This window comes from Pseudomonas sp. 910_23 (assembly GCF_052850795.1).
The window spans coordinates 69,224-83,516 of record NZ_VXCZ01000015.1 but is presented as its reverse complement, the minus strand read 5'-3'; the positions used below and the strand labels follow the sequence as shown (position 1 = coordinate 83,516).

The 14,293-nt window shown below is 59.6% G+C and carries 11 protein-coding genes; 4 read left to right on the top strand and 7 right to left on the bottom strand.

The features are described 5' to 3' along the window. Positions 1–157 precede the first annotated feature (157 nt). From FW800_RS18430 to FW800_RS18405, 6 genes are all read right to left on the bottom strand, one after another. Positions 158–2,491, bottom strand: a complete 2,334-nt coding sequence (locus FW800_RS18430; protein WP_078821001.1) for an ATP-binding protein — start codon at positions 2,489–2,491, stop codon at positions 158–160. Continuing rightward, positions 2,491–4,833, bottom strand: a complete 2,343-nt coding sequence (locus FW800_RS18425) for an ATP-binding protein (protein WP_242462657.1) — start codon at positions 4,831–4,833, stop codon at positions 2,491–2,493. The genes FW800_RS18430 and FW800_RS18425 overlap by 1 nt, the downstream gene beginning before the upstream one ends. Before the next feature lie 41 nt (positions 4,834–4,874). Then, on the bottom strand, positions 4,875–5,540 hold the full coding sequence (locus FW800_RS18420) for a response regulator transcription factor (protein WP_078820999.1): 666 nt from the start codon (positions 5,538–5,540) through the stop codon (positions 4,875–4,877). 139 nt (positions 5,541–5,679) lie between these two features. Beyond that, positions 5,680–6,345, bottom strand: coding sequence for a response regulator transcription factor (locus tag FW800_RS18415; protein ID WP_078820998.1), 666 nt, complete (start codon positions 6,343–6,345; stop codon positions 5,680–5,682). A 221-nt stretch (positions 6,346–6,566) separates the two neighbouring features. Continuing rightward, the gene (locus tag FW800_RS18410) at positions 6,567–7,916 is read right to left on the bottom strand and encodes an EAL domain-containing protein (protein ID WP_078820997.1); all 1,350 of its coding nucleotides are present in this window, start codon (positions 7,914–7,916) and stop codon (positions 6,567–6,569) included. 105 nt (positions 7,917–8,021) lie between these two features. After that, complete coding sequence (locus FW800_RS18405; RefSeq protein WP_122735686.1) at positions 8,022–8,915, bottom strand: AraC family transcriptional regulator; 894 nt, start codon at positions 8,913–8,915, stop codon at positions 8,022–8,024. A gap of 207 nt (positions 8,916–9,122) precedes the next feature. Between FW800_RS18405 and FW800_RS18400 the strand changes: the two genes are divergently transcribed. The 4 genes from FW800_RS18400 (at position 9,123) to FW800_RS18385 (ending at position 12,654) form a co-directional block, all read left to right on the top strand. Further along, positions 9,123–9,740, top strand: coding sequence for a hypothetical protein (locus FW800_RS18400; protein ID WP_078820995.1), 618 nt, complete (start codon positions 9,123–9,125; stop codon positions 9,738–9,740). 35 nt (positions 9,741–9,775) lie between these two features. After that, positions 9,776–10,234 carry a (2Fe-2S)-binding protein gene (locus tag FW800_RS18395; RefSeq protein ID WP_078820994.1) on the top strand — a complete coding sequence of 153 codons (459 nt, stop codon included), beginning with the start codon at positions 9,776–9,778 and terminating at the stop codon, positions 10,232–10,234. A gap of 17 nt (positions 10,235–10,251) precedes the next feature. Then, positions 10,252–12,429, top strand: coding sequence for a xanthine dehydrogenase family protein molybdopterin-binding subunit (locus FW800_RS18390; RefSeq protein ID WP_194440459.1), 2,178 nt, complete (start codon positions 10,252–10,254; stop codon positions 12,427–12,429). Between the two features lie 75 nt (positions 12,430–12,504). Then, entirely contained in the window at positions 12,505–12,654 is a 150-nt protein-coding gene (locus FW800_RS18385) for a hypothetical protein (RefSeq protein ID WP_164699489.1), read from the top strand. Between the two features lie 15 nt (positions 12,655–12,669). Here FW800_RS18385 and FW800_RS18380 read toward each other — a convergent pair whose 3' ends face one another. Then, positions 12,670–14,178, bottom strand: coding sequence for a sensor domain-containing diguanylate cyclase (locus FW800_RS18380; protein WP_078820992.1), 1,509 nt, complete (start codon positions 14,176–14,178; stop codon positions 12,670–12,672). Positions 14,179–14,293 lie beyond the last annotated feature (115 nt).

The window sequence follows — 14,293 nt, the reverse complement described above, 5'->3', positions numbered from 1 at the left end:
CTAAAAACAACTAAGCCACTCAATATTTTCAACAATTAACGTCTGTTTCGCTCGGCAAAAACTTACGCACTTCAACTTATGTTATTTGTTGAGAGGGTCACTACTTCGTCTATAGGAGTGGTCCTAAAAACCAGGCTGTCGAGGCAAGACGCGTTATTCAATAACCGGCCGCAGCCCAGTCTTGCGCCATAAGATTGAGTTGATCCGCAACCGCTACGGTTGGCCAGTTCACTTCATCGTGCAACAACGACTCGATCCCTTCGGCGCCGGCCGCTATCGCAGTCCAGCCTACCGTCTGTGCAGCCCCCTTTAGCCGATGCGCCGCCTGCAGGGCAACCGGGCGATCACGCAGGGCAACAGCGCTGAACAGACGGTTCAGATCCTGGCGCAGCGCTTCTTGCTGCCCTTCCCGCTCCTGCCCTGAGACGCTGTGTACCTGCGCCGCTGGTATCAGGACCTGATCGCACCACAGCTCGATCATTTGCTGCAATTTGTCCTGACGCACCGGCTTGCTCAGCACGCCGTCCAGGCCGGCCTCAAAACAGCGTTCAAGATAGTCATTACCTGTTACCTGCGACATCGCAATGATTGGACAATGCCCGCGCTGTTGTTGGCGCTCCACGTCGCGCATAGGGCCGCTCAGGTTGAACGCCTGATGCTCATCGATCAGCACCAGATCGACCCTGTGCTGATTGAATAGCGCCAGCGCCTCGTCACCCTCGACCGCCAGCCGTACGCCCAGGCCAAAATCTTGAAGCAATGCCTGCACTGCTTGCTGATCGGTATATTCGCCTCCCGACACCAGCACCCATAATGAAACCTCCCTGGACGCCGCATCAGGATCTGCTGCCCGCACAGGCGGCTCAAGCGCTCCAGCCCACTCGACGGGCAACCTCACTTCGACCTGGGTGCCGCTCCCCGGGACGCTGCTCAAGGTCAGCTCACCGTGCATCAACTTCACCAAACGGCGACAGATCACCAGCCCCAAACCGGTGCCGCCACTGCGCTTGAATGATTGCCTGGCGCGGGCATAGGGCCGAAACAGAGTAGCTTGCGCCTGGTCGGACAACCCAATGCCGGTGTCGACCACGCGAATCACCGCCTGCGAAGTTACCCCCGGCGGTGCGTCGGGCAACAGCAGCTGCACCTCCACTCGGCCGTGCTCGGTGAACTTGATGGCGTTGGAGATCAGGTTACGCAGCACCTGGGCCACCCGCTGGTCATCAACCAATGCTGAAGCAACGGGGCGTTGACCGGTCAATGTCAACGTCAGCCCCTTTTCCTCGGCATAGACTCGGTAATCATCCACCTGCTGTTGCAGCAATGACCACAGATCCACCGGCTCAAGATTGAGCTGCAATTGCCCGGCCTCCATCTTGGAGATATCCAGCACATCGTCGACCAAGCGCAGCAAGGTATTGGCGCCGGTATTGGCCAGGTCCGCGAGGTGCCGCTGTTGTTCGTCCAGTGGCGTGTGCTCAAGCAGCTCAACCGCCGCCAGCACCGCGTTCATGGGTGAGCGCACTTCATGGCTCATGACCGCCAGGAACATCGCTTTCTCGCGCTCGCGCTGCACGACGCGCCGCCGCTGGACCCGGCTTTGCCACACCAGCGTAATGAGCAACAGCACAATGGCCAGCAACAGCCACAACTCACCCGCGTAATGTTCGGCGATGGACCTGATGGTCGGGATATCCAGGTTCATGTCGGCAAACCAGGCATCGAAGATCGCCTTGCGCTCATCCCCGGTGATGGAGGCCAATGCCTTCTCCAGGATCGACAGCAGGATCTCATCGCTGTCGCGCACTGCCATGCTGACACCGGTGTGCAGTTGCGGCACCACGCCGGATATCTGCAAGACGCCCTGATACTGGCGGGAAAGATACGGGATCAACAACCACTCCGAAGCGATAGCGGCGTCCGCCTTGCCGTCCTTGACCATCGCCATCATGTCGACCGCGTTCTGGGCGGCTATGAGCGTGACCCCTGGGGCCTCTTCACGCAGGAAGGCGCCATAGACTTCGCGCCCCAACATGGCCAAGCGTTTATGGGCCAACTGCTCCAGATTCGCCAGGGGCTGATCGCCAAAACGACTGACGAGGATCGTCGAGCTGGTGTTGTAAGGCACGGTGTAGAGCATCCCACGATCCTGGGCCGGGTCGTCGGAACGACGTCGAGTGGACAATATGTCCACCTCACCGCCGATCAGCATCTCCTTGCGCGCACTGCGCGTGGTGGTCAGCACCGGCTCGAAATGCAGACCGGTACGCAACCCGATCAGCCTCAGGTACTTGGCCGACAGGCCGCGCAATTGGCCGCCGCTCATGTATTCGAATGGCAGCAGGTCCTCGAACACCCCCACACGCAGTACCGGATGGGCAGCGATCCAGTCCACCTCCTGCTGCGTCAACGTCATCGGTGGCGAACTGGCGTATACGCCTACCGACGCCGGAAGGCACACCAATGCCAGTACCAGCAGCAGGCGCCTCATCAGCGCGCCGTCCGCTGCGCACGCGTCGCCGGCAGTATGTCGAGCACTGTATCGCCGCTCAACGCGGCCCAATGCTGCAACAACGGCCGCAGGGCTTGGGCGTGCACCGGTCCCCACTCTGTTTCGCCATACAGCAGACGCTCCATGTACTCGGCGGCCTGCGCCAGTGCCGACCACTCCATGATCAACGCCGCACCGTGCAATCGATGAGCCACGTGTTGAGCCGATTCGCGGTCGCACAGGGCGATGGCTTTGACCAGGTTTGCCAGGTCACCGGCCATTTCACGGTTGATTGCGGCTTGATCCAGCAAAGGCGCCATCAAGCTGGTACTGGGGGCGGCCAGCTTGACCCCGCACCAGCGTTCAATGACTTCGCACAGCTGCCCAAGGCGTATGGGCTTGCTCAGCGTCGCGTCCATGCCCGCCTCAATACAGCGTTGAAGATGACGGTCGCCGGTCAGGGCAGAGATCGCGATAATCGGGCTGCGTGTGCGCCCCAGTTGTATTTCCAGGGCGCGCAACCTGCGCACCAGGCCATAACCGTCTTCATCGGGCAAATCACAGTCCATCAGCACCAGGTCGTATACGGCTTCCCTGAACAGCCGCCAGGCTTGCGCGGCGTCGGCAGCGATCACTGGCTGGCAGCCGAATGCACTGATCTGCGCACGCAAAACCTCCTGGTTCGCATAGGTATCTTCCACCACCAGAATCTGCAGGCCGCTTACGGTTGGCAGGGCTGAGGGTGCCGCTTGCGGCATCAAGACCGGTGGCTCCTCGCCGATGCTCACCGGTAAGCGGATAGCCACTGTCGTGCCTGAGCCCTGCTCGCTCGTCAGCGTCAACGTCCCCTGCATCAAACCCACCAGTTGCCGGCAAATCATCAGGCCCAACCCGGTGCCCCCTGTGCGCCGGGAAGACTCTCGGGCCTGGGCATAAGGACGAAACAGGGCGGCCTGCGCTGCGTCTGAAATACCGACTCCACTGTCGCGAACCTCAATCTGCAATTGCGCGGTGCCGTCCGCTGACACCGCTAACGCTACGTCGATGTCGATACCGCCCATGTCGGTAAACTTGATGGCGTTGGATAGCAAGTTATGAAAAATCTGCGTGAGCCGGGAGCTGTCTAGCAACAACAAGGGCAACTGCGCCTGAATATGACAGTTCAAGCTCAGGTGTTTTTCCCGCGCGCGCAGTCGATGCAGCCCGACTACACCTTGAACCAATGCCTCAATGTCGATTGCCTCGACAGCCAGCCTTGGCGGTTTGGCAATTGAGCCGGGCCTGTCCAAAACATCATCCAGCAGCCGCCCCAAGGCGTTGGCACCACTGTTAGCCAGATGGGCCAAATGGCGCTGCTGCTGGTTGAGCCGGGTGTGCCCGAGCAATTCCATTGCCGCCAGCACTGCGTTCATCGGTGAACGGATTTCATGCCCCATCACCGCCAGAAACATGGTTTTTTCCTGCTCGTTACGCACCGCCAGGCGCCGTTGACGCTGGCCTCGATACAGCAGTGCGCACAGGCTGACCAGCACGAGCGCGCCAAGGATCAACACATGCAAATAATGGGCGGCGATACTGGGCAGCGATGGAACATTCAGGTACAGATCCTGGTACCAGCGCCCATACAGCCGGTTGCGTTGCTCGACGGTGATGGAGGCGAACACCTTCTCCAGTATTGAATACAGCATGACCTGGTCTGTACGGGTCGCCATGCTCACATCCAGCACCTGGCTGCCGAGCACACCGGATACTTCCAGAATGCCCTGGAACCGTTGATACAGATAAGGCGTTAGAAAGATGGCTGACGCGATTGCCGCATCGGCACTGCCGTCTTCAACGCTGGTCAGTATCTCCAAGGCTGAAGCGCTTTTTTTGAAAGTGGCCTGCACCCCTTTTCGGCGAAAGATCTGCTGGTAATACGTACCATCGGGTATCGCTACGGTCTTACCATGCAATTGGTCAATATCGAAAACATCGGGGCTCTCGACACGCGTCACAATGACCGGTGAGGTCGATTCGTAGGCAAGCGTTCGAAGCCCCTTGGTAGTGGGTTCAGACCTGAAGCGTAAATAAGACGACAGCAGGTCAACCTGGCCTTCCAGCAACATTTTCTCGCGCTCGGCCAGCGTTTTTCCAGGTACGAACGTGAACTGAAGGCCGGTCGCGGCCGTGACGAATTGCAAATACTCTATCGACCGCCCGCGCATGACTGCGTCGCTGATGTATTCGAAGGGCATCAGGTCTTCGACCACGCCGACCCGTAATACTGGATGCGTCTGGACCCAATCCTTTTGCTCTGCACTCAGCTCGACCGGACCGGCCCTTGCAGCAGGCACCATCATTATCAGCAAGCTACATAACGCCACGGTACACAGCGCCCTTTTCATGGAGTACCGATGATCTTGTTGAGCTTGAACAGCTCATTGTTAGACGTCACCCCAAGCTTGCGGAATGCAGAAGTTTTTTGCGTGCTGATGGTTTTGATGCTGCGATTGAATTTCTCGGCAATTTCACTCACGGTCATGCCTGCCAGATAACAGCGAATGACTTCCTGCTCGCGGCTCGTCAATTCCGCCAGGGCCAGCGCATCGCGCTCCACGTTGGTGCTTTCACGCGTCTCACCCGTGACCGTTTCCGCCAAGCGATAGGTCATGTCGGTGTTCAAATACACGGCGCCCGCTGCGACTTTGCGAATCGCTTTCACCAACTGGCTCATGTCTTCGCCCTTCCCCACAAAACCACGTGCGCCCACGCGCATGGCCAGGCCCACTGTCGCCGGATCATGATGGCTGGACAAGATCAGAATATGGCATTCGGGAAATTTGACGCGCAACGCCCGGATCAGTGATACACCGTCCAACTCATTGGGATTAAGAGAGAAATCCAGCAGTAGTAAATCTGCCGGTGCCGTAACAAGGCCGGCAATCAAGTCGCGACTTTTTTCATAAATGCCAACCACTTCAAAGTTCGCCTCGGCTGCCAACGTATTGGCAAGGCCATGTCGAACGACGGCGTGGTCATCCAATAACGCAATGCGTATGGTTTTCATCGTGATCGTACCCTCTCGGCCCGGCGCGCGCCGCACCGTCGAAACACAGGGATAACTCATCGATACAACGTCTAATACGCACATGAGTATATGCAATAACCGCAAAATGACACGCGCACAGCAGATGAATCCGCACCGCTCAAATTCCTTCGATAATATGCCTGATCCTGAATAACTCATTGTTCGACATCACCCCCAACTTGCGAAATGCGGCGGCTTTTTGCGAACTGATGGTTTTGATACTGCGGTTGAATTTCTCGGCGATCTCGGTGATGGTCATGCCGGCCAGGTAACACCGAATCACCTCCTGTTCACGTGCAGAAAGGCTGACAAAGCGCAGGGCTTCATCCCGGCCGTTAGCCTCGCCGTCATAGCTCACGGCGGTGGCCTCCGCCACGCGGTAGGCCATGTCCGGGCTCAAGTACACGGCGCCTGAGGCCACCAGCCGGACCGCGCAGATCAACTGCTCCATGTCTTCGCCCTTGCCCAGAAACCCGCGTGCGCCCACCCGTAACGCCAGGATTGCGGTCGCTGCGTCATGGTGCGTGGAAAAGATCAGGATCCGGCAGGCTGGAAACTTCACGCGCAGCGCGCGAATCAACGAAATACCATCCAGCTCGCAGGGGCCCAGCACAAAATCCAGCAGCAATATCTCGGCCGGTGCTGTCGCCAGCCCGGTTATCAGGTCACGGCTACGGCTGTACACGCCGACCACTTCAAAATCCGGTTCCTGTACCAGTCGATTGACTAAACCATGTCGTACAATTGCATGATCATCCAGCAAAGCAATGTGTAAACGTTTCATAGATCAAGGAACACTCTTTATAACGAGCAAAAAGACGAGAACAGCAACTTTATTGACTGTTAATTGGTTCTCGACTTCTCAAGCGCAAGTTCGCCAGCCGAGCTGGCCACGCCTCAGCAGCAGGACATTCAAAAGTACTGAACAATTGAAAAATCAGACGATGCGAAACTTAATGCAATTGCATTCAGATGAATATCAGACTGCTCTTAAAAGCGTAGGGCTCACTCAGCCAGCGATGTACCGGGACTGCTCTGTTGAATCACAAAGTTGAGGAAAGCATCGATTTCCATTGGCCGCGCCAAGGCATAGCCTTGTCCGATCCGGCAGCCCAAACGGTGCAGCAGCGGGATCGTCGACTCATCCTCGATCCCCTCCGCCACCAGGCTCAGGTTGAGCAGCCGCGCCCAGTTGACGATGCCGGCGATGACATTGCGCGACGAGGAATGCTGTTCGACACCCCGGACAAACGAGCCATCGATTTTCATCTCGTCAAACGACAGGTTTGCCAGTAAGGCAAAGGTTGCCGCCCCGGTACCGAAATCGTCCATCGACACCTGGAAACCCTTGGCCCGAATCGCAGTTAACGAAGCCGACAGGTGCAGCTCATTGGGTTCAGGGACGTCTTCGGTCAGCTCGATCTTGAGCAGGCGATTGGGCAGCTCTGCCTGGCGCATTCTGGCCGCCAGGCGATCGGCGAAGTTGGGCGTACAAATCGTCTTGGCTGAAGCATTCACGGCGATGGGAATCTGGATGTTCGCGCGTTTGAGCGACAGCATGACCTTGATCGTCCACATCTCCACCAGGCTGAACAACAGCAAATCCAGGCCCAGGCGGTTGACCAAAGGCATCAGTACCGAAGGCGGTACTTCACCAAAGCGTGGGTGCTTCCAGCGCACCAACGCTTCGGCCCCCACAATGCGTCGGCTGAGCAATTCGAACTGCGGTTGAAACACAAAGCGCAGCCCGTCGCCGGTCGTCAGCGCATGGATCACCTCATCTTCGGCCAGGGCGTCGAAGGTGTTTTTGCGTAGCGAGGGGTCGGGTTGCACGCGGGTCAGTACCGTGGCGCGCAATGCATCGCCCAGGTCCAGGGTGCCGCCTTCGCGCACGATCTCGACGAAAATGCCCGCCGCCCTCGCCAAACGGGCATGGGACTCCAGGGCGCTGACGGCGACTCCACCCATGTACTTGACCCACAGCGGCTTGGCCGACCTTTCACGTGCAGACGTACGTGCACCGTCAGCGGCCCCACCCGGCGCGCCCAGCGTGGTTTCGCCCATCCAGAAAATGCCTGGAAACTGGGCCAGTTTGCCTGACTCGTGACGGGCCTTGAGCAAGCTCGGCAACATCAAGCCATCGCCGCATTCAGGGCGAATTTCACACACGATGACATCGACCGGATAATCATCCAGCCACGCTTGCAGCGCATCCAGCGAGTCGACGTTGGCCAGAGGCAGAACGCCCAAGCCACTCAAGGCGGATGCAAGCCGATGTGCGCACGCCGCATCGGATGCCAGCGTGATTACACGTAACGCGCTGAACTCGTTGGGCACGGCGACATTTAGGATCATGACAAGGATTTTCCCGAGACTATTTCTTCAGGGAAAAAGCTTATCAGCGCCAAAAAAGAAACAAATAGGACTGGGACTAAAAGCCAGGGTGGCTGCCATCAGCCTTTATTGAGCCGCATCCGCCCCATCACGCATACGCCGGATATCCCGTAAGGGCGGCGCGCCAAACAGTCGCTTGTATTCGCGGCTGAATTGCGAGGCGCTTTCATAGCCCACCAGGCTGCTCGCCTGGCCTGCGTCCAAGGCCTGATTGAGCATCAGTTGCCGCGCTTCCTGCAGACGCATCTGCTTCTGGAACTGCAAAGGACTCATGCCGGTGATATCGCGAAAATGCTGACGGAATGTCGCTGGGCTCATATGCGCGTGTGCCGCCAGAGCGTCCAGGCTCAAGGCTTGCTTGAAGTTTTTCCTGAACCAGGAAAGCGTCTTCGCCATGCGCTGACGCGGCGTACCGTCGCCGATGATATGCCGCAATTGGGCGCCCTGAGGGCCTGCCAGCAAACGCACAATGATTTCCTGTTGCAGCAGCGGTGCGAGCGACGCAACCAGTTGCGGCTCATCCAGCAGCCTCACCAGTCGCAACAAGACATCCAGCAGCGCCGGCTGCAGCACGTTGACGGAGATAGGTTCGTAGCCGGCCTCGGGCGACAGGGTCGACTCCATTTCGAAGGCCACTTGGGCGATCTGCGCAATGTCCAGGGTCAACATCATGCCCAGCAGTGGCTCGCGTCGTGAGGCGCGTGTGACGTGGGCAGTGACCGGTAGGTCGAAGGTCGACAGCATCAGTTGACCAGGGCCGTAATTGAATAACCTGTCACCGACCATGATGTGCTTGTGGCCCTGGGTAATGATGCCCACGCCCAGGCTGTAGATGCACGGCATCGGCTCGCTGACACCGTGCCGGCGGTGCAACGTCAGCGCAGGCAGCGCCGTTGCAAAGTCACCGTCGGTCCTGGCAAAGCGCTCGATAGCGTTAGACAACTCTGCAATCGGGGACATACCTGCGTCTTTCAATCGAATCACCCTGCCTTGGCGAATTACCTGCCTGAATCGACAAAGGGTAGCAGTAAGTATTGCCGGTAAAAATGCTGATTTGCCCAATCCTGCGGTTCAGGCAAGTAATCGTCATTTTTGTGCAAACGCTGGCCGCGCGGCTCACCTAACCTGCCTGTCTTGCACCGTGAGTTCGCCTGAAGGACCATAATTATGAAAACAGGACTGATCGCCTTTCTCCTGGCGTTGCCCATTTCAAGCATGGCGCTGGCCGACAGCACAGGCGCTCCCCTGCCCGCTGCCGGTAGCGTCAGTAAAGCCGAAGGCTTGAAAGCCTGGCAGCGGATCGAGGCGGTGGTGACGCATCCGCGTTGCGCCAACTGCCACGTCGGCCCCGATAACATTCCCATGTGGACGATAGCCGGCGAGAACAAGACCCGCCCGCACGGCATGAACGTCCACGCCGGCGACTCGCGAATCGGCGTGGAGACCCTGTCTTGTTCAAGCTGTCACGCCAGTTCCGCCACGCCGAACGTCGCCGCACATATGCCGCCCCACGTCGGCCTGCCGTGGCAGCTTGCCCCGGTGGCCTTCGAGTGGTTCGCAAAGACCGGCGCCCAAATCTGTACACAACTGCGAGACCCCAAGCGCAACGGCGGTCGGGATGCGGCGGGCCTGGTCGAGCACCTGCACCATGACGCCAAGGTCGACGGCTTCATTCCCTGGGCCTGGGCGCCAGGGCCTGGACGCTCCACCCCACCCGGCAGCTTCGAGACGCACGTGCAGGACATGACCGTGTGGGGCGCCGCAGGCCAGCCCTGCCCTGAATAAGCCGTTGCAATACTAACGAGTCGGAGAACTCCTTGATGATCACGCTTAATATCAATGACCAGGACATGCGTGTCGACGTCGCCCCCGATACGCCATTGCTGTGGGTGCTGCGCGACACCTTGCAACTGACCGGCACCAAATTCGGCTGCGGCATGTCGCTGTGCGGGGCCTGTACGGTACACCTCAATGGCCAGGCCGTACGCGCCTGCGTTACGCCCGTGTCGGCAGCAACCGGGGCCAGGATCGTCACCATCGAAGGTATCGGCCAGACCCCGACTGGCAAAGTGGTCCAGGACACCTGGCAGCGCCTCGACGTGGTGCAGTGCGGTTATTGCCAATCCGGCCAGATCATGAGTGCCGTGGCCTTGCTGCAAACCAATCGCGCACCTTCCGATACCGACATCGACCGGACCATGGGGGGCAACGTCTGTCGTTGCGCCACCTATGTACGTATTCGTGCGGCCATCCATGAAGCGGCCAAGTCGCTGGCCTGAGCAACGAGGTAATCAGCATGATCCGGTCTATCGAAAACCAAAGCCGCCGTCGCTTCCTCAAGGGTACGGCGGGCCTTACCCTGGCCATGTACTTGCCCTGGTCGGTGGCCGATGGCACCAGCGGCAAAGGCCGCCAGGGCACGTTCGAGCCCAACGCCTTCCTGCGCATCGGCGAGGACAACGTCGTCACCGTCATCTCCAAGCACCTGGAAATGGGCCAGGGGGCCTACACCGGCCTGGCGACCCTGGTCGCCGAGGAGTTGGATGCCGACTGGGCACAGGTGCGCGTGGAAAGCGCCCCGGCCGAATCGCGTTACAACAACTCGCTGTTGGGCATGCAAGGCACTGGCGGCAGCAGTTCCATCGCCAATTCTTGGGAGCAACTGCGTACAGCCGGCGCCACCGCACGCGCCATGCTGGTGTCTGCCGCGGCCTGGTTGTGGAAGGTGCCGGCGCAGGAAATCGAGGTCGCTGATGGTGTGGTTCGGCACCCGGCGTCAGGCAAACAGGCGACACTGGGCCAGTTGGCCAAGCTCGCCGGCGAACAACCGGTACCCGCCGAGGTCAAGCTCAAGGAGCCCGGTGCGTTCAAACTGATCGGGCGCCAGCGCCTTGCGCGCAAGGATTCGGCCGACAAGGTCAATGGCAAGGCGATTTACACCCAGGACATTCATTTGCCTGGAATGCTCACCGCAGTGGTCGCCCATGCGCCGCGCTTCGGGGCCAAGGTGAAATCCTTCGATGCCAGGGCGGCCCTGGCCCTCCCCGGCGTCATGCATGTGGTGCAGGTCCCCAGCGGTGTCGCGGTGGTGGCAAAAGACACCTGGAGCGCCAAGAAAGGCCGTGACGCCCTGACGGTTGAGTGGGACGAAAGCGGCGCGTTCAAGCAAAGCTCCGGGCAGATGCTCGAACGTTATCGCGAACTGGCCAAAACCCAGGGCACAATTGCGCGCGACGAAGGTGACGTCATCGCCGGTCTGGCAGGCGCGGCGCGGACGCTGCACGCCGAGTACGATTTTCCGTTTCTCGCCCATTCGGCCATGGAGCCGATGAACTGCGTGGTCAGCTTGACCAAGGACGGCTGCGACACCTGGCATGGCGCGCAGATGCAGTCACATGTGCAGAAGGTGCTGGCGCAGTTGTTCGACTTGCCACCTGCGCAGGTTCGCGTGCACACGCTGTACGCCGGCGGCAGTTTCGGTCGGCGGGCGAGCAAGGACGCGGACTACGTGCTGGAGAACGCACACATCGTCAAGGCCATCGATGGCAAGGCCCCGGTGAAGCTGGTGTGGCTTCGCGAGGACGACATGCAGGCCGGCCACTACCGACCGATGTATCACCACCGCTTGAGCGCCGGCCTGGATGAGCAAGGCCGACTGATCGCCTGGCAGCACCGCCTGGTGGGCCAGTCCGTATTCGCCGGCTCGCCCTTCGCCGCCTTCATCAAGGATGGCATCGACTCCACCTCGGTAGAGGGCGGGTCGACGCTGCCGTATAGAATCCCCAATCTGCGCGTGGACCTGCACACCCCCGACGATATCCCGATACCGATACAGTGGTGGCGGGTAGTGGGCCATTCCCATAACGCGTTTTCCACCGAATGCTTTTTCGACGAGCTCGCCCAAATGGCCGGGCAGGATCCGGTGGCCTGGCGCCTGGCAATGCTTGAGGGGCACTCCCGTCACCTTGAAGCGCTCAAGCTGGTAGCGTCGAAGGCCGGTTGGGACCAGCCGTTGGCACCCGGCAAACAGGACGAGCGTCGGGGCCGGGGCGTGGCGTTGCATGAAGCCTTTGGCTCGGTGGTAGCCCAGGTGGCCGAGGTGACCGTGCAACGCGATGGTACCTTCAAAGTGGACCGTGTGGTCTGCGCGGTGGAATGCGGCATTGCGGTCAACCCCGATGTCATTCGCGCTCAGGTTGAAGGTTCGGTGGGTTTCGCGCTCTCCGCGGCCCTGCGTGAAGCGATCACGTTGACCGACGGCAAGGTCGACCAATCCAACTTCCACAACAACGAGCCCCTGCGCATCTATGAAATGCCTGAGGTGCTGGTGCATATCGTGCCGTCGGCAAGCGTGCCGTCCGGCATTGGCGAACCGCCAGTGGCACCGCTGGCGCCTGCGCTGGTCAATGCCCTGGCGGCGGCCACCGGCACGCGTATTCGGCGTCTGCCTATTGGTGATCAGTTATCGGTTTGAAGCCTTGTTCAGGAACCTTTTCTCGAATACACAATCTGTGCATTTCCCTTGCGACCTAATTTGAGAACTGCGCGCATGATTCTGAGAAAAGCCTTCCTGTGCCTTTTACTGCTAAGCGCCGGCTTCATCGCTGGCTATGCGGCCAAGCCCACTGCGCAATTGGAAGTCACGGCAGGCCAACTCATGGAGTGTGGTGAAGTGATGATTCCGACGCTGGGTATGTGAGGTTAGAGCAGACAATCAAGGCCCCGTGGCTTGCAGGGAAAATCCATTGCGTCCCGCAGCCTTCGCCGAGTAAAGCGCCTGATCAGCCGCCTCGATCAATCCGAGCGGCGGTTCCAGACGCAAACCCGTGCCCGTCGCAATACCGATACTCACACTGACGTAACCGAACGGGCTGCCTGGGTGCGTGATGTTTTCGTGCTGCAGCGAGTCAAGGATCCGTTGCGCGACCACCGCCGCGCCTTCGCTGTCGGTGCCGGGCATGATGATCGCCATTTCCTCACCGCCATAACGCGCCACCAGGTCTGACGGTCGTCGCGCGCATCGTTCCAATAGCCTGCTGACCCTCTGCAAGCAAGTGTCGCCGACCACGTGACCGAAGGCATCGTTGTAGCGTTTGAAATGGTCGATATCGATCATCAACAACGCCAGCGACGTGCCTTCGCGCTGCGCCCGGCGTGCTTCCAGAGCCAGTGTTTCATCGAAACAACGGCGGTTCGCCAAACCGGTCAACGCGTCCTTCATCGCCAGGAACGCCAATTGACGATTGGAATCGAGCAACTGTTGCTGGGCGACGCGCAGCGCCTCTTCCGCCGCGGTTCGCCGGCGAATATCCAGGATCAGGAACCAGCCGATCAGCCCGGTCAACCCCAGCAAGCCCGCCACCACGACTGCCGACAGTGCCGCCTCGATGCGCCACGCCGCGAGGGCTTCATGCTTGCCCAGCGCGACGGTGGTAATCAGCGGCAGCGTTTCGCTTTTGCGAAAGGCATATAGCCGCTCCACACCATCCAGGCTGGAGGTATGCGCGGTGGTGCCGAAAGGCTGATCGAAATACTTTGCATAGATAGGCGACTTGGAAAAATTGCGCCCCATGTCCTGTTCACGGAAGGGATAGCGCACCAGCAACGTGCCGTCGGTGTAGGACAAGCCGATGGCACCCTCCTGGCCAACGTCAAGCTTGCCGAACACGCGCAGAAAGTTTTCCACCCCCAGCGTCACCGCGACCACCCCGGCAAAATTGCCCGATGCATCATTGAATCGGCGGCTGACGGTAACCACCCATTCCTGATTGGCACGGCTCTGAATCGGTGGACCAATGAACGGCTCGGGGCTCGGATCGTCGCGATGATGAATGAAATAGGCGCGATCGCTGCTATTGGCCCCCTCTGGAATCCGCCGGTTGGAGGACATCAACCAGCCGCCCTGACGGTCATACACCGTGATGCCACTGAGCTGCGGCATCAGCGGCTGCTGGCGGTTGATCAGCGCATGGATACGCTCGATTTGCACAGGGCCACTGCCTTCGGTTTCGAGGCGCTCGACCAGGCCCAGCAACAACAGCGCGCTTTGCCGGACGATACCTTCGGTATAGGTATTGAGTGCCTGGGTCAGGTTCAAACCATGCACATCCACTTCCGCCAGCGCGCGCTCACGCGAAGACAGAACCTTCCAGATCGTCAACGAGGTCAGGGAGCAACCAATCACCAACAGCAAAAGCATCACAAGGCGGGTATCGCGCTTCACGTCAGCACCTTAAGGAAGTCCGGTTTCCAGTCCAGCCATCATTCGAACGTCGGCACTTACAGAGGCCACCGGTTTCTGGGCGCAAGCATACAAGCACTCTGCTTGCACTGCAGCA

Coding starts and splice junctions, on each gene's coding strand:
- FW800_RS18430 (WP_078821001.1), bottom strand. CDS start 2,491: ATGAGGCGCCTGCTGCTGGTACTGGCATTGGTGTGCCTTCCGGCGTCG.
- FW800_RS18425 (WP_242462657.1), bottom strand. CDS start 4,833: ATGATGGTGCCTGCTGCAAGGGCCGGTCCGGTCGAGCTGAGTGCAGAG.
- FW800_RS18420 (WP_078820999.1), bottom strand. CDS start 5,540: ATGAAAACCATACGCATTGCGTTATTGGATGACCACGCCGTCGTTCGA.
- FW800_RS18415 (WP_078820998.1), bottom strand. CDS start 6,345: ATGAAACGTTTACACATTGCTTTGCTGGATGATCATGCAATTGTACGA.
- FW800_RS18410 (WP_078820997.1), bottom strand. CDS start 7,916: ATGATCCTAAATGTCGCCGTGCCCAACGAGTTCAGCGCGTTACGTGTA.
- FW800_RS18405 (WP_122735686.1), bottom strand. CDS start 8,915: ATGTCCCCGATTGCAGAGTTGTCTAACGCTATCGAGCGCTTTGCCAGG.
- FW800_RS18400 (WP_078820995.1), top strand. CDS start 9,123: ATGAAAACAGGACTGATCGCCTTTCTCCTGGCGTTGCCCATTTCAAGC.
- FW800_RS18395 (WP_078820994.1), top strand. CDS start 9,776: ATGATCACGCTTAATATCAATGACCAGGACATGCGTGTCGACGTCGCC.
- FW800_RS18390 (WP_194440459.1), top strand. CDS start 10,252: ATGATCCGGTCTATCGAAAACCAAAGCCGCCGTCGCTTCCTCAAGGGT.
- FW800_RS18385 (WP_164699489.1), top strand. CDS start 12,505: ATGATTCTGAGAAAAGCCTTCCTGTGCCTTTTACTGCTAAGCGCCGGC.